Raw genomic sequence first — 18,908 nt, forward strand, 5'->3', positions numbered from 1 at the left:
CGGGAGAGGGTTTCGAATTCGATGTTCAGGCGACAACGACTTTCGTCAAGTCGTTGCAAGCTGCTATTTGCATGTAACGTCTGCAATAAGGAATCCACATTTTCCTCCTACTGTGTCCATTCGCTTTATGAGCTCCTGTGTCCCAGAGTATCCTCGCTTTATGCATTCAGTTTGGCCGACAACTGCGTCCAATGGGGTTCCGCAATTGTAGAATGCGTCGGGCTTCACGGGACAGTTGTCAGGGGGTTCTCCGATGCATGCTACCAAGCTAGCAGCAAAGAGGCTCATTTCCTTCATCTTGGAATACAGCGCCCGATCGGGCTGGCCGCTCTGCGTCAGTCCGTTCGAAGCCTGGAATTCGCGGATCGCGGCCTGCGTGCGGACGCCGAGAATACCGTCGGGTTGAATATCAGTGTTGCCGCTGGCGCGAAGGCCGCGCTGTATCCTGGCGATCAGCGTTTCCTCGATAAAGGCGTAGGGACTGTCGAACAGTGTTTCCAGCTGCATCGCCGACGGCGCCGGGCCGGCGCGGAGCGCTGCCAGCGGCAGTGCTGCGATGCGATGCGCCCGCGCCAGATCGGTGATCCTCAGCCGCCCGTCGCTGCTGGCCGAGGCGACATAGGCGCCGTCGGGCGAAACGGACAGATGGTCGACCATGGCGCCATGACCGGGGAGGATCGTGGTGCCGGTCACTTCGGCGTCGCTGCTGACGCTTAACGGCAGCGTCGGCTGGTCGTCGGCACCGACTGGCGGATCGGGGACCGGCGTCTGGTTCCAGCCAAGGGCCAGCACTTCCAGATCGCCGTTCGGCAGCGTGGCGAAGACGGCCGCGCCGTCGCTGCCAAGCTCGGCGTCCGCGACCTTCAGATCCGTCGGGAAAGGACGCATGAAGGGCAGGACCGCAATCTCCTTGTTATGCACCAGCGAGGCGATGTGCAGCGCGCCATCCGGCTCGCGCAACAGCAGCGTCGAGCCGTCGGCGGAAAGCTTCAGTCCGTCGGCGGTGGGTGTTGGTATCGTCAGGTTCTGGACAGATCTCAGTTCGATCCCGGAACTTAGCTGGCGCTGCCAAAAGGATAGAGTATTGTCGGCCATGAAGGCAACCGCGATATCGCCAGTCCCGTTGACCGCAAACCCTGTGATATTCTCTGAAGATATATTGATGATTTGATCGACATCCCTAGCTGTCCATCGGTTTACAAGTAACACTGAGTTCTCCATCCATGCGAAAATACGCTCCCCAGTGCGAGAAGTAACGATGGGTACTTCTCCCCATCTGCCTAAATCAACATTTTCCAATTCACGCTGATGTCTAATCGAGTATACGGCAAAGACTTCCCCTGAGTACTTAACAAGAAGGCGTTTGCCGTCATCAGAAAAGAATAATTTTTGAACTTTACTATTATCAACGCTCAAGATTTGGATGGAGGCAAGCAGATCGGCATTCGCAGCGTTGCGCAGTTCGACCCTGCCCGACGAAAAGCCCACCGCTATGAGCGAACCGTCCGGGCTGAAGGCAAGCACCGATATCGGTTCGAGCGAGTTCGTTATCCAGAAATTGTCGCTTGATCCAATACGTGATTTCGCCAACTGGTTGTCGTTGTAGGCAATCGCCACGGTTTCTCCGGTTCGATCGAAGGCGATCATGTTGCCGGGGCTCTGGCCGGTGGAGATCGTATCGATTGGGCTGTCGAGATCGTTCAGCGAATACAGCCGGGCCGCAGGCAAGCTCCCGCCAATCTCGATGACGAGCAGTTCGGCGTGCCCGGGACGAAAGGTGGCGGTCAGGTCGCCCGCCGGCTTTGACGATCGGACCATAGTGTCTGTCTGGCGGTCGAGCACGGCAAGCCGGCCTTCGATATCGAGCCCGGCGACATGAAACCCGTCGTCGTCCATGGCGAGCAATTTGCTCCAACCAGGGGAACTTCCGGCTTCAGCCCAAAGCTCCCCCGGATAGACAATGTCGATGGGCGTGCAGCACTGAAAAGCGCTCACGGCCTGAGCGGCCTGCTTTGCATCGTGCGCCGGTTCGATGGTCGAGCCGCTGAACCAGGCCTTGACGGTCCCGTCCTCGGCATAGGTGACGAACACCGCGCCAACGCCCGTAGGTCCCGCCGCGACGGCGATCTGGGCAACCGCGGCCTCATGGTTGCCGAGCTTGAAGAGATACTGATCCGGCCTGGCGCTTGAGACCTGCTGCGAAGCGTCGATGACGAAGACATTGCCGGCGCCGTCGCCGGCGACGACGAAGGACGTACCGGGCAGTGCGGCGAACGCACGCACGTCTTCAAGGCCGGAAATCTCGCCGATCTTCGTCGCCGTCTTGCCGCCGGGCTGATATCGCCATTGCTCAACCGTTGATGCAGGCAGATCTGATGACGGAAGGTTGGACGGCAAGTTAGACGGCAGGTTGAAGCTTGCGTTGGGCTCGTCCAGCTTCGGGCCAGCAGTAATGATCGTGCCGCCGCGATCGGACGTCGCCGCAAAAAGGCCTCGGAATGTCTGGACGCCACCCAGGACAAGCCTCGGTCCGTTGGTTTCTCCGGCAAAACCCGCGTCGCGCATGAGCGGCAGCGGCTGGCCGGCGGATGAAGCCTCGATGCCGACGACCGGACCCGAACCGGGTTGTCCCGCGAAGTCGGGTTCCAGCGCCTCGGCCAGATTTTCACCCCTGCCAATGCGCACGAACCTGCCGGATTGTGTTCCGACGAAAAGGGGACCGTCCCGGTCATGTGACCAGACCAGCGCGGTGACGGCATCGACGGCGCCGTCCGCGGTCACCATCTGCTCGTCGAAAGCCCGGTGGGCGCCGGCCACGTATTCATGGACCAGATGGGCGAGCGCGCCGGGAACGATGATGAAGGCCAAAGCGGCGAGAAGTTTGAGCGCGTCGGGTGTTGCAAGGCCGTCATCACGGGTTGGCAAAAGCGAGCGCGCCTGTCGCCCCAGCCGGCCGCCGGCCTTGGCGGCAGCAGCCCAGTGTGAAATTACTTCCCAAAGCCTCTCGGGAAGCGGCATTGCTGCCGTGCTCTTGATCGCAGCAACGGTCGAAAACGTATCCTTGGTGGCCGGTCGCTTACCGGTCGGATTCCGTGGCGGTTCAATGTCGATTAGGCTTTCCTCACCGCGGGCTCGAAGATGCCGAACGATCGCCGTGATAGGGATGGCCAGGTTCCATTCGCCGTGACGGGCAATGTCCACAGTCCTGCTGCTGGAACTATGTATCGCCACGAGTTGCATTTCGGAATCGAAGATTGGAGCCCCAAACGATCCGTCGGACGCGGTGCCCGTGTGCCGCATACGAAGATCGCCATTCAGATATTCGATGACAGTCGCGCTTGTGGAACTCTGCGGCATTACCTCCTGTATGTTGCTCATTGGTTCGATTTGCGATTGAACTGTATATTGAGTAATGCATACCGTCGTTCCCACTTTAGGCAGGACACCACTTTTCGGTATCGGCAGCCAGCCTCTCGGCGGCGATTTAGCGGTGGAGTTTTCCACCAGATAAACCGGCTGTTCTCCTACCCTTTCAGCCAGTCTGATGATTGCATAATCCACCTCCGAATCCTTGAACCCAGTCTCGGCGCCTTGCCTGTCGGCAACGCTGGGAGAGCTTTTTTCCACGCACCAGTCAGCAGCGAAGCTGACCCACCGACCCTGATTGACCTTGAGAACAGGGTGAGTGTGGAAATCGAACCGACAGCGGGCGCTGACGCTGTCCGCCGAGATCAGCAAGCGTTCGACAACCGTATAGCTGGTCAGCACAAGGTCAGGGCCGACGAGCAAACCAGTACCGAGCACGCCAAGACCTGTATCTATAGAGCAGGTCCAGTCCCCCGTGTCCTGAAGAACGCGCGAAACCAACTTTCGAGCTTGTTCCAAGTTGGATGACGGATCGGCGCTAGATACCATGGTGGCTCCCCGTCTTTCCTTCGTTCCGATGCGATAGAGGATGTTTTATACCTTCGCGGACATCGCCATTCATTTCGTCCCGCCGCGACCTAGCCTGTCCGCGTTCCATCAGACTCGTGCCTTCCGCTGCAGGAAAGCGCGAAGAACAAGCCGCAGCAACGGCAAAACAGTCGTGGCGGCACAGTAGGTCGAAAGAGCGAACCAGGCGCCGTTCGGATGCGGCGACGCGCCCGGCGCCGGCCAGAAATAGGCTGCCCCGGCACACCACAGCGCCGTGCCGGCAAGCAACCCAACCCGCAGCAGCAGCGCCTTGTTGATGTGTTTGCCGAACAGTTCCTTGAACGCCTTGCCGGACACGCTCGGGGTGATGGCATCGTCGATGTCACGCATCATCAGGTCGGCCATCACCTCGTCCGGCGGAATGTCGAGGCCGCGATTGTCGAGGCGCCAGATCGTCAGGTCGGTCCGCTCGACCGTGGCCTGTTCGCCAAGCATCGTGCTGACCGCGGCCCGCGCCCGGTTGCTCGCAGCCTCCGGCAAGACGGCGGCAAGGGATCTGCGAAGCCATGGCGGCATGTGTCCAGTTCGGAACCAGGGCAGCAATGTCAGCTGGGCAAGCAGCGTCTCGTCATAGAGAGGCTGCGCGATCGGCCCGCGCTGAATGGTGATTTTCAGCCCGAGATACAGGGTTATGGCAAAGCGCAGTTGCGGGTAGAAGGCACAGGCTGCCAGCCACTGGAAGCCCCTGGGCCCGAGCCAGGCGCGCAGCGCGGCAATTACGGCGTCGCGTTGCTCGGCGGGAGGCTCCGCGTCGGAGGTCAGGGAAGGGTCATCGAAGCGCAGCGGTTGCGGCCGGCCCGCGAAGCTGTCGTAACCGCCAAGCAGGTTCGTGCTGGCGGAAAGCCACGCGACAAGACGCTTGATGAGATCTTCATGACCGGAAACGGCCGGCACGGGACGCGGCACCAGGCCAGCCTCGTCAACCACGTCGGCATAACCGCTGATCATAAATGGCTTAAAAAATGCATTCAAATCGGGAGTCGTCATCAGGCTGGCTTCGTTAAACGGCGCCAGCAAACGTGCGGGGCGCGCCGTCGTGTCAACGTAGGCGCTCGCGCACATGATCTTTTCGGGAAGCGGCATGCTGCGAGGCCGGTCGCCAAATACCTTAACGAGATCGCGAAATCCTTCCACCGTCGCCCGACCGACTACCGCGCCCAGGGCATCGGCAAGGTTCATTTCGCGCTCGCCCCACTCTCCCATGGGCACCGGCGTCAGCAGCATGCGCTTCGGCCAGGTGGCAAGCTCTCCGGCGACGAAGGGCAGCGGACGCTGGGTGAAATAATCGATAAGCTCCGTGCCGTCGGTGACGAGCACCAGCCTCGCGTCGGGGTGCAGTTCGCGCAGGCCGCGCAGGTCCAGCGTCGGCGTTGCCGAGCGTTTTTCCGTGGCGGCGGGGGCGGCCCGTGTGGCGTGCGGGCGCGCGGAGCGCGGGGACAACCAGCGCGGATCGGGATCGTAGTCATAGATGTCGAGCGGCACGCCGCCACGCACCAGCGCATCGATCAGCCGGCTGGCACGGTCGCGTTCGTGGTCATTGCGGTGCTGGCGCCGCACGAGAAAGACGTAGTCAGCGCTCTGCCGGCAGAGCCGGGCGACCGGCGTCAGATAGCCACCGTGCGCCAGGGTGGCGCGGATGCTGCGTTCCGAATCCAGGCGGCGGCCGGGGACTGGTTCCCTCCACGAAATCTGCCGCGCCACTCGCCGCTCGGGCGGCAACGCCGTCTGCTCGGCCATGCTGTCGACCGGCAGAAACGCCGGAGCGCCACGGTTCTGCCTGCCTGCGTTGACGAGACTTGCCTTGGTCGCCGATACAAAGGTGGCGGTCGACCAGACGAGTGCGGGCAAGAGCGGCAAGAAGGCGAGCCAGCGCAGCCAGTCCGGCCAGCGGTCGGCCGCAGGCTGCTGAGACAATGCGACCTGTTCGCCGACCGCAAACGAATCCAACGCCTGCTGCAGACGGGTGCCGCCGACCGTCCCGCTATCCAGTGGTGGCGCTTGATAGAGGGGGCGCGTCTTCCGCTCCACGGCGACAAACGTGGCGGCATAGCGCAGCAGCGCCCAGCGCCCGGCGCCGTCGCGGGGGATTGCGGCATCGGGCGGCAATGGCCATTCCCTCAGCATGGCAGACAGGAAGATCGCGGGCTCCGACAGCATGTCGGATTCGCCGGCATAGATCCGAGCGAGTAGCCGCGGTGTGATTGCGCCGTCATTCTGCTGGATGGCGCCGAGCGTCAGCGCCAGCGCGGCCCGGTAGTCGTCGCCAGCCTGGTCGGAATTGTCCGCACCCGGGCCCGCATTCGACCCGTTTCCGGAGCCGGTGCCCTGGCCGTTGTTACCTGTTATGGCCGGCAGTGTGGTGGCAACAACCTGTTCAGGACGCGTTGGCCAATAGAAATACACCGCCGCCGCCACGGCAGTAGCCACGACAACCGCAAGCATTGCGATGACGCGCCGGTCGAGCAGGACATTGCGCGCATCTTCGAGCCAGATCGCGATCCTCCGGCGCCATCGCGACGACGTGATTTGCGTCCCCAGCTCGTCGGTCGTCGTTACGACGGTCGTTTTCTCCTCAATAATTGTTGTTTGGTTGATTGGCGGATCGAACGTGCCCGGCAGGCATTCGGCAACAGCCGCCGCCAGCGCCGCTGCGGACTCGCGCGTTTCCGCCAGGACCGGGGTCAGATAGCGCAGCCAAAGGTCTTCGGCGTTCTCGTCGCCGTTCCGCCGCCAGCCGGATGAGGCGTTGAGGCCGAGCATGACCACGACCGCATCGACGCGCTGACCCGGTGAAACGCGATGCAGTGTGGTGCCGCTGCCCTCCGCGCGGCGCGCCTGCTCGTAGAGGCTGAAAAGCCTCTCCAGCCGGTCGGCCGAGGGAACGAAGCGATAAGGTTGCGGATCCACGTCGTGCGGGCCTCAGCGGGGCTGCGCCACCGTTTGTTCAACTAGGTCGGCGAGCACAGTGCGATCATTCTTGAGCTTGGCCAGCGCCCCCACCGTGGCGCGCAGTCGATCGGCGAGCCGCGGCGGCGGCTCCGCCAAGGGATAGGCGAGCAGCGTCGCGGCATCGATCATTTCCGAGACGCCGGGGCGTTTGTCGGGTGGTATGGCACGAAATTCGCTGAGCAGGGATACCAGTATGTTGCGTTCGGCAACGGGCAGATCGAACTCGCCTCCTCCCGAAATTGGAAACCGCTTGCCGAGGCCACTGGCCATGATCAGGCGCAGTTCGTCGTCGGACGGGAATGCGATCTCGTGGAAGACGCAACGTCGCAGGAAGGCGTCGGGCAATTGACGCTCCTCGTTGGACGTTACCACGATAATCGGGCGCAGCGCCGGCGGCACGCGGCCGGGCGTTTCCGGTTCGGCCGATTTGCCGGCGCCACGCGCCGTCGCCGGCTTGGTCTGCCCGGCATTGTCGCGCGACATTTCCGGCACCCGGAAAGCAAGGTCCTCGATCTCGCGCAACAAATCGTTCGGAAAATCGCGCGAGGCCTTGTCGATCTCGTCGATGATGACCACCGAACGCTGCGGAGCACCTGGATGGGAATAGGCGCGCCGGCCACGCATGAGGTGGCTGACCTCCTCTGGCCGGTGGGCGTCGAGAATGGCGCGTCCCAGCGCCTGGAACTCGATGTAGTCGGCCGCGTCCGCAGGCTTGGCGGCCGGGCCTGATTGGGCCTGCGCCTCACGAAAACGTCCGATCGCGTCATAGGTGTAGAACAGGTCGCGGGCCTCGGAATTCGACTTGGTCGAGAAGAAGTGCACCCGGCCGATCGACAGCTTGCGGGCGATGGCGTAGCCGAGTTCCGTCTTGCCGCAACCGGGGTCGCCGGATACCAGCAGCGGCCGACCGAGGCCGATTGCGACATCAATGGCCGCGGGCAAATCACCGGTGAAAATGTAGTTGCGGCCCTTGTCGGGAATCTCACGGCCGTTCTCGTAGATCTTGTCGTTGCCGGTTGCCTGAGAGAAGGTGTTGAACCACATGGCGTTTGCTCTCCGAGTCAGATTCGTGCGCTGATCATTTTCCGCAGCTCCGGCGCGATGCCGTTCTCGATGTTGAGGATCGGCATCTTGAGTGAATTCGCAAAAACCCGCTCCACGAGTGAAGTCATCCTGCCGCCCGGCAGCTTCCATGCATCCTGCAGCGCTTCGCACCAGGCACCAAGCTCATCGCAACGGACATCCTCGAGCGAGACGCAGACCCCACAACCCGGCGGGCGTTCGTCCAACTTCCAAAGTGAGCCGAGCTGTTTTCGCCTTTCGGTGAACGTGTCGGAAGGATCATTGTAGACGACAAAAACCTGCAAACTGTCCGCATCGGAAATCTCCTTGCAAAGGGCTGCGACCGCCTTCACCATCCGCCGTTCGCGGTCGATCTTGACAAGGCCGACATCGACGGTGGCTGTAACGATGGTGCGTCGTTGCTGCTGGGCGATCTCGCGTAGGTTGCCGGCAATGAAATCGAAAGCGACCGTCTCCTTGAGATCGGCCTGCCACTCGAGAAACGCCGGCCGGCCCGCCGGCTGGCTCGAGCCTGACCCAAGCAAGGCGAGGCTGCGCTTCCACTTCGCCTCGTAGTCGTCCACGGTCACGACGGACAGGCGCTTGAGAAAATTCTGGTGTCTGTCCACCTGGCGGCACGCGAGCACATGCACCATGCCGCGGTTGTCGACCTGCTTCTTGCGAACCCCGATGATCCGGTCTTCCACCTTGTCGCGGTCCATCAGGATGGAGGCGGCCCAGAGCCGCTGGATGATCGCGTTCTCGCTCGCCTCCTGGATACCGGGCCTGGCGTCGACGCCTACCTTGGCCTGCCATCGTGGCGGCGCATCGCTAATCAGCCCCGAATGACCGCGACCGCGAAGATGACTGACGATCGCCGCGATAGGGATTGCCTGGTTCCATTGGCCGCGACCGGCAATGTCCAGCATCCTGTCGCCGGAGTTGTGCAGCGCGACGAGCCGGAATTTGGAATCGAAAACAGGCGCGCCCGACGACCCCTTGTAGGTGGTGACCGTGTGCCGCATGCGCACGCCTTCGTCTAGATATTCGATGACTGTGCCGTCGGCCCATTGTAGTGGCATCACCTCCTGCTTGCCGTTCGCCTTATCGGGAGTCTGCATCGGATGCTGGAAGACTTGAATGGTGGCACCTGGTTTCGGCAATTCGGCGGTATCCGACAGGGGCAGCCAGCCTCTCGGCGCCGTGCCGGTCGCCGATCCGGGAATTTCAACCGGCTGCTCGCCGATCCTTTCCGCCAGCCTGACAATGGCGTAGTCCACCTCGTCGAACTTGAAGCCGGTCTTCAAGCCTTCTATGTCGGCAGCGCTCGGCGGGCTTTCCTCCACGCACCATTTGTCGGCAAAGCCGACCCAGCGGCCGTCGTTGATCGTCCCTGTGTCCCGGTTCTCCCGGAAATCGAACCGGCAGCGGGCGATGATGCCACTTGGCCCAGTCAGTAGGCTTTTAATGACGTGACAGTTGGTCAGCACCAAGTCCGGGCCGACAAGCACGCCGGTACCACGCGCGCCGAGTCCGGTGTCTATCGCACAGGTCCAATTCTCGAGATCGTCGAACCGCCGAGCCAGTTTGGCGGTCGCTTCCGGGTTGGATGAAAAGTCGGTCCTAGCCATGAAACCCGACAAGCGTAATACAGGCAGGCCCGACGCAAACAGGCAGGCCGGGATCGTCCTTGGCGGACTTGGTTGCACAGGGCTTGTGCCCGGCGCGCGTCCGGTTTGGATTGCCCGGCGGCACAAATGCCGCCGAGAGCCCGACAGCAGATTCGAGCGCCGCCACGGTGCCTCCCCATCTCCGCCCAGACAGCAGGCCCATTCGCCACCTGCCGCTATTGTAGCCCAAGGTCGTGTTGGTTATTTGTAAACGAAACGTTCTTGTTCGGCAACTTTGCGCGGGCGAAGAAACCAGCACAGTGATCGGCAATATGTCGATTTGCGAACGCTTCGCAAGCTTAAGCGAGAACTTCCTCGCGCGGCGACCAATTCTTGGCCCGCGTCCGACGCCTGCGGCGCAGCAAGGATAGTGCCTCTGTCCGTGCCAGTTCCCGAGACACGCCCTGAACAGCAGGTCCTATTTCTTCTTGCCGCGAGGTGGCGCACTCTTTTTCGGGCCGGATTTTTGTGTCTTCGCGGAGACCGTCTCCAGCTTCCCCCCTCTCGCGGCTGCCGATTTCGCGGGCTTCGCCGCGACGGTTTTGCCGCCGGTATCCGCGGTCTTCTTGTGCGGCGCCGGCTTCCTTTTCGCCGCCGATTTTGCCTTGCCTGGCATTTCCAGCGAGACGCCTTCGGGGTCGGCGTGGTCCGGCATGCGCGAATGGTCGTTCTTCAGGCCAGGATCCTCGAGGATGATCGCGTTGAATTCGGTGCTCTCCAGGCCCTCGGTGTTGTCGAGCATCAGGAAGTCGACTTCCGTCTTGGTGTAACCAGGGTCCCAATGCGTGTTTTCCGGAACATTGCTGTGGCCGTAGTGGCCGCCCTTCATGTCCCAATTGGCCGCGTTGCGGTTGTGGCCGCCCGGATCCTTGCCATTCACCGCCGGCTTCGGCGGGCCATTCGGCCAGGTTGTGGGAATGCTATGCGTGCTTTCGATCCAGCGGCAGAGCCTGCGGACATTTTCGAGCGTCGCGCGTGTCTTTGGCCTGTGCGCGAAGCCAACGACCTCGATCTGCACTGCGGAGTCGCGATTGGTCTGTACGCCTCCCGCGAGATTCTTCAGCGCCCGTGCGGCTTCGTTTGTGTCTATGTGCTGATAGATCTTGGTCGCATCGACGGTGAAATGCGGATCCGAACCATGGGCTCGGAAGGCGTCGAAAGCGCCCTGTGCGGTGCTTCCTTCGGTGGTGTGATGAACGATCTTGAACGGCCCGCCGAGATTGGTGCCGGAAGGGCCACTTATCGGTTTCCATGTTGCAAAAGGACAATGCGCCATCTGTTCATTCCTCCTGGTTGCCTTGTTATGCTCGGCCGGCGCCAAGCGAACCTTTTCCGCAGCCGGACCGGTGTCCGCAATCTTTCGCGCGCTCATCCCGCGCAGGGGTGCAGCAGACTCCTTGGTCAGCCGCAACAGACCGAGGTGCACCTGGACGTTCCCAATGGTATGCACGCCGGTGGCTCCGCGATCGAAGCGAGAGGACCGCCGCACGCTACCCGCGCACATCCGACCTGCACCGATGAAACCCCCACAGCATTCGCGCTGTCAGGTAAGCTTTCATGCGAAGAAGTTGTCCCTCATAGAATGGCGCTTTCAACGGGCATACATCCATTCCCATCTACTTTGCATCCGGCAATTGAAATTTGCAACTGATGTTATCGGAAAATGTTTTACCGGTCGATTTCTGAACTAAGGCCGTGAAATCATAAGCCTTTTGTGTAAATACGAGGCTCTTTTCAGTTTTACTCGTCGCGTTGCGATTCGCATATGTCTGATTTATCGTTTGTATGTTGTCTCGTAAATCTCGCAAGCTTACGCCTTTCGTCAACCCGCAATGTACTGCAGGCCTGAAATTGTGTCAGGCATAATTGAAACGCTCCGGCCTTGCCTGATGGGGCCGGTTTGCAGATGGGCTTGGCCAGCGGCAATTGACGCGTCAGGCAAAGAGGGGGGCTATGGGCCCAGCACCAAAGGGAAAATTAGAGCGTTATCTGTTGCAGATTCGGCCACTGTCCGGCGCTGGGGTTGAAGAGGGGCTGGAATCGACGATCGCGCGGGGATCGGAAGCCGATTCATTGCTGAGCGCAGGTCTCTCTCGGACAGGGACGCCGCGCTGGTGAAGAGCGCGATCGAGAAACTCGCCAGAGACCAGGACCTCAATCACGATGACAGCTTCGTCACCGAAGCGACAAGCTGGTGGCCTCAGGCGGCGGCCTGTGGGACGCCAGCCGCCGCTACAACGGGAGCGGTCCAAGAGCCGAGAAGTCCCGAGACAACGTAAAGGCCTTCACCGGTTTTTGCGCGACAGTGACCGGCGAATACCAATTGTCACATCGCCAGATGGACCGATCAAGAATCGCCAACGGAGTCTAGCTACGGGCTGGCTATATCGCAGCAGTTCAGGTGGCGGAGGTGCGTGCACGATGGGAGGCTGTTTCTGCGGATATCCTGGGACATATTTTGTCAGAAAAAAGTCTCGGAATAATCTGAGTCTAGGGGGCTGCTTTATTGACTTGATAACTTTGCACATCCGAGGCATAATCTGATTTATTCTAATAGAAGCTTATTATCAGAGAGGGCGGCGCGATAGGGCGCAGCAGAGACTCGTTCGCTATGACGAATACTACGCTTTGGATAGGGAGACGTTTTACGCTGTATGTCGCTATCTTCAAAGCTTTGCTGCGATAGACCCCACCGCAGCATTTGGAGCGTTAGACTGTCTCGCGAACAAATCAACCTCGAACTATTTTGCTGCAGGTGTGCGGGAGTGGATTTTTCGCGGGTTGTGCCCCGCACGGATTCCGCTGCAGGGATAACGGAGCAGCCGGTGAGTATCATCCCCGAAATCAATGGGACAATCGATTTCGCCGAGGGGCCGCCCGATTGCCCCGTGGATATTCGTGTCCGGCTTGAGGACACAACCATGCTCGACGCGCCCTCGATCGTGATGGCCGAGACGCACTGCCGGCTGGAGCCCGGCTCGACGCAGCCAGTTGCGTTTTTACTCTCGGTTCCCGCCGAGGCAGTCGAAACGCGGCGGCAATACACGCTGTCGGCGCGCGCCGGGTACCTCCCGGCCGGCGCGGATCACGCATCGTTCGGCACTGTGCTGAGTTACCCTTGGCGACTTGGGTCAAAAACGCCGCAACGGCTGCGACTTCATCATTTCGATCGGGACTAACAGGAGGGGATCATGGCGGAAGACGGTGAACTCGGAGCCGGCAAAACCGTGGAGACCACATTTGTGTGGGTCGGCAAGAAAGTGCGGCCCGTCCAATATACTGTAGTCGACGGCCAGGCTGTGGTCGAAGGCTGCATTGTCTTGGGCAGCGCCGAAGAGGCGGCAGCCAATCTCGCGGCTGTGCAGCAATCCCCAGGACTGCTGCGTCAGAAGGCCGGGGCGCTTGGATCGGCCATCAAAGGCAAGCAGTTCCGCTGGCCTGGGGGCATCATGATCTTCGAGATCGCGGCAACGCTTCCCAAGCCTGAGCGCGTCCATGATGCGATGGCTCATTGGTCTGCCAAAACTTCGATCAAGTTCCAGCAGCGGGAGGCGGGAAACCCCAAGCACAAGAACTTTGTGGCCTTCGTTCTCGGCTCCGGCTGCCGTTCGGCGGTCGGGATGCTCGGAGGACGCCAGGAATTGGTGCTCGGGCCGGAATGCAGCACCGGCAACGCAATCCATGAGATTGGTCATGCACTCGGCCTCTGGCATGAACAGAGCCGTATCGATCGCGACGCGCATATCCGCATCCGATTTGACCGGATACAGGCCGGCATGGAGCATAATTTCACGCAGCACATTAACGACGGCGTCGATGTCGAGGATTACGACCTCGACTCCATCATGCACTATCCGCTTACCGCCTTCTCGACGGACGGCAAGCCAACCATCGAGCTGCTCTCCGGCCACGCCGGTACCGTTGGCCAGCGCCAGGGATTGAGCCCTAGAGACCGGGCGACGATCAAGAAGATATACGGCTAAATGACCCTTGTATTCGATCGCCGGGCCAAGTTTGCAGGCCAACCCCAGACGCATGCCTTCCTTGTGGGGGTGAGCGAGTACAAGCACCTGCCCAAGGCAACCGAGCCGCCTGATCCCGAGAAATTCAACCTGCAGCGGTTGGCCTCACCGGCGCTCAGCGTCTGGGAGATTTGCCGCTGGCTGGTCGCCAATGCAGATTCGCTGGCCCGTCCACTGGCAACCATACGCTTGGTGATGTCGCCTTCCGCGAAGGAAAAGCCGAAACTTACGCCAATCGATCTCGGCGCAGGCATGAAGCTGACGCGCACGACGATCGAGGCGGCCGACTGGGCGCATTTCGTCACGGAGGCGAAATCCTGGCGGGATGAGGCGGCTGCCGACCCCAAAAGCATGACCTTTTTCTATTATTCCGGGCATGGTCTTGAGCGCCTCGGCAGGCCGTTGATCACGCTTGCCGATTTCACCGATCCGGCAGCCGGCGGCGTGTTGCAGCGCTCATGCGAGGTCGCCGCCAATTTCGTGCTCGGCATGGCGCCGTCCGCCAATCGGCCGAACATCGCCAGGACCCAGTTCTATTTCGTCGATGCCTGCCGCGAGACCGTCATGGACTACCCCGGCCTGGCGAGCCCGCCCGGTACGGTGTGGGACCCACTGCCGGGCGTCGACGACCGGGCGACGCCGATGTTCATGGCTTCTTATCCCGGCTCCATCGCGATGGCGATCGCCGGCAAGAAGACTGATTTCTGCGAGGCGCTGATCAAGTCTCTGGAGAATGGGGCCGAGAACCTGGATATGAACGATCCGCAGCGGCGCTGGCCAGTCACCAGCTTCACCCTCAACACGGCGCTCGACAACCATTTCCTGGAGAAGAAAACCGGCCAATATGCGCCAGCGACTGGGACGATTTTCAAGAAGGTGACGCTGCGCTGGCTGACATCGCCGCCGGAGGTCGAATTCCGGCTGGTCATTCGCCCCGATGCGGCGATCGGCGTCACCGGGCTCGCGCTGGAGCGGATGGGCGGCGGCTTCCGGAAGGATATTCCGCCCTCCGCGGCGGATCATCCCTATGCGGTGACCTCGCAAGCGGGAATATACCAGTTGACGGCCAAGGCCGCGGCCGGGTTTGCAGAGATCACCGATACGCAGGTCATCAACCAGGAGAGGCGGAACTGGTCGATAAGCATGGCTGCAAGCCCACTGGCAGCCCCCCCAGCGGGCGACGGGGCGCGAGGGTGAGATGAGCGGCAAACTGACCCTGTCCGTGCCCGCGAGCCTAGGCATCTCCGACGCCAGGGTCTCGATCCTGGATCAGGATCTTGCAATCGTCGGCGAGACGACGCTCAGCCAGCCTGCAGGGGGCATCGATCTCGCGCCGGGCGTCTATGCCGCCAGGGCGCTGCTCCCCGATGGCACGTTCCTTGAGACAGTGTTTCAGATGCCGGCGTCGGGCGAAAATGCCGAAGTCGTGCTTTCGCAAGCCAGGGTTGGCTCTCTGCGGGTCACCGAGGCGGACGACAGCGTTTCAGCACGAGCAGTTTCCTCGCGTTTCAAAGCTGACGCCAACGTCCTGGGAAGCATGGGCCTTGAAAGCGTGATGGAATCCGCGCCAGGGGAACTATCGCTGATATCGATCGACTTTGACGGGCAGACTTTAGCGGAGAGACAGAAACTCGTTCCCGATCTCTCAGGATGGGTCACGATTCCCGGCAGCCTCGGACCCGGTTTCGTGCGGGTCAACGATGACGATGCCCGCTATTCTTATGTGGCGGCCCCTGTTTCGGCTTCCGAAATGGCGCAGATTTCCTTCTCTTCGGCGGCGCCGGGCAATTTTGCGGTGAAGCTGCAGGACCCGGACGCCGATCTGTTCATCCGCTATCTGGAAGGCCGCCAGCTCGAGCAGCTTTCGCTGATTTCCGACTATTGGCGCAGAGCGAGAGACTTGCTTTCCGACAAGCATGAATTTCCCATCGCCGCTACCGTCGGCGCCTACATCATGATGCTGGTGGGACCACCTGACGGGCGCGAGAGCGAGAGCACGTCCGGCGGCAACTGGCTGGACCGCTGGACTGAAACGCTGTGTCGCGACACGCCCTGGCTGGCGGACGGGCTGTGCATCAGGGCCGAGGTGCTGGCGCGCCGGGGCGACCATCGTGGCGCGCTCGACCTTCTCTACGAATTACCGCTGCGCGGTCTGCCGATGTTCACGCCGGGGCTGCGTTTTGCTCTCGATCGCCTGAGCGGATACCGCAACGCCGCTGCCGGAAGGCATTTCGACCGGGCTGAAAGCGAAAAGATAGGCGCAGTTCTCGATCGACTCTACCGAACCGCGAGCAATGCGAATTTCGACCGGCCCGTCCTGAATTTCCGTGAACCCGCCGACCTCTGGGCCAGCAGGAAAGCAGCAGGCACGGCAGCCATGCCGACATAGCGCCGCCAGACGACGTCGCGTCATAGAGGGGAGGATGCAGTGGGTAAGCTTCAAGACCAGTTGGCGCGGTTGCGCCGCTTCAACATGTCAGTGAGGGCGGGCGATTCGGAGCTTCGCGTAGAGAGTGCCGATCTCGGAGTCGAGAATGAGGCTTTGGAGATGATGCAATCACCCGAGGCCCTCGACCAAGCCGTCGAGTTGGAGAGCATCGTCATGCGGCGTGAGAGGCCGGTGCTGGCCATCCAGAACAACGCGACCAAGCTCATTTTCATCGACAAGGCCGACAGTGAGATCTGGGAGACGCGGCTGAAGAAGGCCAAGCCGCTGCTCGACAAGGCTATCCGCGCCGTCGGGCGGGTCAATCTCGTGGGCGGACAGCTCGACTGGGTGGGCACCGGATGGCTGGTCGCCGAGAATGTGCTCGTCACCAATCGCCATGTGGCCCGGGAGTTCGCGGAGCGGAAGGGCGCCGGCTTCACCTTCAAGCCGGGGGCGAGCGCACCTATAGAAGCGAACACTGATTTTCTCGAGGAGATCGACAATCCCGACCAACTGCTCTTCAAGCTCGTCAAGCCGCTCCACATCGAGGATGCGTCGGGCCACGACGTAGCCTTCTTCGAGATCGAGATCATCTCTGGAAGGGCTAAACTTGCAAGCCCGATCGATCTGGCGACGGACATCACGCAGACCGAAAATGTCGCGACCATCGGCTACCCTGCCTATGACAGCCGCATACCCGAGCCGGAGCTGATGGAGCGCATTTACGGGAAGGTCTACAACAAGAAGCGGCTTGCGCCTGGTGGCGTGACCCGGGTGGAGCCGACGCGCATCTGGCACAATTGCACGACACTCGGCGGCAATTCCGGATCGCTGGTCTTCGATCTCGATAAAGGACATGCCGTCGGACTGCATTTCAGCGGCAGCTTCCTTGCCACGAACTACGCCGTGCGCGCCGATGTGGTGAAGAAACTGCTCGAAGACGTGCGGGCTGGCCGTGTCCCGCGCCGAACGGAAACGCCTTCTCGTGATCCGCGCCCGGCCTCGACGCGGCAGAGCAGACCCTCGACCGTCATCCGTCAAGGCGTCAGCGGCAACAGCTTGACGATCCCGTTGACGCTACGCATATCGGTGGAGCTCGATCGCGGCGGTCCGATGGCGCCAGGGTCGGCGCGAGGCAGGGTGATGGACAGCGGAGCCGACGGCTCGGATATGATTGACGACGGCACGGAGGCGGTCGCTGCCGATTATCGCAATCGAGGCGGCTACGACCTTGCTTTCCTGGGCGAGGAATTCAGCGTCGACATGCCCGCAGTGATACGCGACGCCGACGACATTCTCGACTTCCAGGAGGGTGGTGTTTCCAAGACCGAGCTTCGGTATGAACACTACTCGGTCATCATGAGCCGCAGCCGCCGCATGTGCTTTCTCAGCGCCTGCAACATCAACGGCAACCAGTCGAAGAAAAGCGTACGCGTCGCCTGGAAATGGGACCCCCGAATTCCCATGGACCAGCAGATCATGAAGGAATGCTACGGCAACCCGCCAAAGTTCAGCCGAGGGCATATGACGCGGCGGGAGGATCCGGGTTGGGGCACGCCAGACGTCGCCAAGCGCGGCAATGAGGATTCCATGCACGTCACCAACGTGACGCCGCAGATGCAGGCCTTCAACGCCCCGATATGGCTGGCGCTTGAGGACTATGCACTACAGCATGCCCGTGAAGATGCGATGAAGATTTCCGTCTTCACCGGCGCCTATTTCGCAGAGGCCGATCCGGAGATGTATGGCGTCCGCATTCCGCTGGCCTTCTGGAAGGTTATCGCCTTCATCCACGATGAGACCGGCAAACTGTGTGCGACCGGCTACGAGATGGACCAGCAGCAAAGTCTGCAGCCGGAAGAGGAGTTTGTGTTCGGAGCTTTCACATCACCACAACTCGGCACCGCGACACAGGTTTCCATCCGCAGCATCGAGGCGCGCAGCGGCATCAGTTTCGGCAAGCTCGCAGTCGTGGATCCTTTGGCTGGCGAAGAGGAAAGCGTGTGGGCAGGCGGTTCGTTCGCACCGCTGCTCGCAATGGAACAGATCCGATTCGTTCGTTGAGATACGACAATTGTCCGAAGGCCTCACCTTGGACGTTGTTAGCAGGCGCACAAGTGGATGCGTACGCCGCGGTAACTCATGCAGGACGTTCGGCGGTCGGCGTCTGAGGGGCACTGCGGGAGGTCATCGGCAACGTCACCATTGACCAGGTTCGGGCGAAGGTCCGCTGTGAGAAATGCGACGCAAGGAGTCGATGAACGCCGAACTGTTCCATTCGGTCGGCCTGGAACTGGAGGCCATCCGCTTCCAGCGCGTGGTCGAGATCAGACGGGATCGCCGCGTAATCTGGAAGACGAGTAATGGCCGGCACCCATTGGGCGGTGGCTTTGGGGTAAAGGCGCCTGGCCAGGCGGGCAATCAAGTCCGCCTCCAAGAACAAAGTAACAGACAGGCTGTCGGACCTGAAGAAGCAGCCAATGGCGGAAGCCGCCGAGCAGTTGCTCGCCGGAACCGGATGGCTGCCTGCGGTCTTGCGCACCGAGCAACCTGCGATGTTGGTTGAGCGGCAGGACGAGGCAGCAGATGCCAGATCGGCGGACGTTTCCGAGCTGGACACGAAACCCGCTCAGCCTGACGCGATCGAGGACGCCTTCAACGTCGCCGCCGAGTGACCCGTAGCGGGGGGGGGGGGGGCGGGCCCGCCGCCGGCCGCGGCCGGCGGGCAGCTAGGGTGGGGGGGCCGTGGCGGGGGGGGGGCCGCCGCCGCCCCGCGGAATTTCCAGAAGGTGAGGAGTAAGA

At 61.5% G+C, this 18,908-nt stretch carries 12 protein-coding genes; 6 read left to right on the forward strand and 6 right to left on the reverse strand.

Annotated features, from left to right (window positions below; all coding sequences use genetic code 11):
• Positions 1–63 precede the first annotated feature (63 nt).
• The 5 genes from NKG95_RS31665 to NKG95_RS31685 form a co-directional block, all read right to left on the reverse strand.
• A complete protein-coding gene (locus NKG95_RS31665; RefSeq protein WP_353043496.1) occupies positions 64–3,915 on the reverse strand; it encodes a WD40 domain-containing protein in 3,852 nt (1,283 codons plus the stop codon).
• 108 nt (positions 3,916–4,023) lie between these two features.
• Positions 4,024–6,882 carry a hypothetical protein gene (locus tag NKG95_RS31670; protein WP_353043497.1) on the reverse strand — a complete coding sequence of 953 codons (2,859 nt, stop codon included), beginning with the start codon at positions 6,880–6,882 and terminating at the stop codon, positions 4,024–4,026.
• A gap of 12 nt (positions 6,883–6,894) precedes the next feature.
• Positions 6,895–7,968 (reverse strand): AAA family ATPase, encoded by a 1,074-nt coding sequence (locus tag NKG95_RS31675; protein ID WP_353043498.1) that lies wholly within the window; start codon positions 7,966–7,968, stop codon positions 6,895–6,897.
• A gap of 17 nt (positions 7,969–7,985) precedes the next feature.
• Positions 7,986–9,617, reverse strand: a complete 1,632-nt coding sequence (locus NKG95_RS31680; RefSeq protein ID WP_353043499.1) for a trypsin-like serine peptidase — start codon at positions 9,615–9,617, stop codon at positions 7,986–7,988.
• Positions 9,618–10,074: 457 nt separating this feature from the next.
• Positions 10,075–10,932 carry a peptidoglycan recognition protein family protein gene (locus NKG95_RS31685; protein WP_353043501.1) on the reverse strand — a complete coding sequence of 286 codons (858 nt, stop codon included), beginning with the start codon at positions 10,930–10,932 and terminating at the stop codon, positions 10,075–10,077.
• A 1,489-nt stretch (positions 10,933–12,421) separates the two neighbouring features.
• Here NKG95_RS31685 and NKG95_RS31690 point away from each other — a divergent pair.
• The 5 genes from NKG95_RS31690 (at position 12,422) to NKG95_RS31710 (ending at position 18,170) form a co-directional block, all read left to right on the forward strand.
• Complete coding sequence (locus tag NKG95_RS31690; protein ID WP_353043502.1) at positions 12,422–12,835, forward strand: YbaY family lipoprotein; 414 nt, start codon at positions 12,422–12,424, stop codon at positions 12,833–12,835.
• 141 nt (positions 12,836–12,976) lie between these two features.
• Positions 12,977–13,639: a M12 family metallopeptidase gene (locus NKG95_RS31695; protein ID WP_353043503.1), complete on the forward strand. Its 663-nt coding sequence runs from the start codon at positions 12,977–12,979 to the stop codon at positions 13,637–13,639.
• Positions 13,640–14,875, forward strand: coding sequence for a caspase family protein (locus NKG95_RS31700; RefSeq protein ID WP_353043505.1), 1,236 nt, complete (start codon positions 13,640–13,642; stop codon positions 14,873–14,875). It begins immediately after the preceding gene.
• Between the two features lies 1 nt (position 14,876).
• On the forward strand, positions 14,877–16,067 hold the full coding sequence (locus NKG95_RS31705; protein WP_353043506.1) for a hypothetical protein: 1,191 nt from the start codon (positions 14,877–14,879) through the stop codon (positions 16,065–16,067).
• A 39-nt stretch (positions 16,068–16,106) separates the two neighbouring features.
• A complete protein-coding gene (locus NKG95_RS31710; RefSeq protein ID WP_353043507.1) occupies positions 16,107–18,170 on the forward strand; it encodes a DNA/RNA non-specific endonuclease in 2,064 nt (687 codons plus the stop codon).
• 76 nt (positions 18,171–18,246) lie between these two features.
• On the opposite strand, the gene NKG95_RS31715 is transcribed toward NKG95_RS31710, so the two are convergent.
• Entirely contained in the window at positions 18,247–18,531 is a 285-nt protein-coding gene (locus tag NKG95_RS31715) for a hypothetical protein (RefSeq protein ID WP_353043509.1), read from the reverse strand.
• Positions 18,532–18,586: 55 nt separating this feature from the next.
• On the opposite strand from NKG95_RS31715, the gene NKG95_RS31720 reads away from it, so the two are divergent.
• Positions 18,587–18,781 (forward strand): hypothetical protein, encoded by a 195-nt coding sequence (locus NKG95_RS31720; protein WP_353043510.1) that lies wholly within the window; start codon positions 18,587–18,589, stop codon positions 18,779–18,781.
• The last annotated feature ends 127 nt before the right edge of the window (positions 18,782–18,908 follow it).

The sequence above is a fragment of the Mesorhizobium sp. M1423 genome (assembly GCF_040317575.1).
Lineage (GTDB): Bacteria > Pseudomonadota > Alphaproteobacteria > Rhizobiales > Rhizobiaceae > Mesorhizobium.

What these genes read in the sequence shown, in the direction of transcription:
- NKG95_RS31665 (WP_353043496.1), bottom strand. Translation starts at nt 3,915, where the DNA reads ATGGTATCTAGCGCCGATCCGTCATCCAACTTGGAACAAGCTCGAAAG.
- NKG95_RS31700 (WP_353043505.1), top strand. Translation starts at nt 13,640, where the DNA reads ATGACCCTTGTATTCGATCGCCGGGCCAAGTTTGCAGGCCAACCCCAG.
- NKG95_RS31675 (WP_353043498.1), bottom strand. Translation starts at nt 7,968, where the DNA reads ATGTGGTTCAACACCTTCTCTCAGGCAACCGGCAACGACAAGATCTAC.
- NKG95_RS31685 (WP_353043501.1), bottom strand. Translation starts at nt 10,932, where the DNA reads ATGGCGCATTGTCCTTTTGCAACATGGAAACCGATAAGTGGCCCTTCC.
- NKG95_RS31705 (WP_353043506.1), top strand. Translation starts at nt 14,877, where the DNA reads ATGAGCGGCAAACTGACCCTGTCCGTGCCCGCGAGCCTAGGCATCTCC.
- NKG95_RS31720 (WP_353043510.1), top strand. Translation starts at nt 18,587, where the DNA reads ATGGCGGAAGCCGCCGAGCAGTTGCTCGCCGGAACCGGATGGCTGCCT.
- NKG95_RS31680 (WP_353043499.1), bottom strand. Translation starts at nt 9,617, where the DNA reads ATGGCTAGGACCGACTTTTCATCCAACCCGGAAGCGACCGCCAAACTG.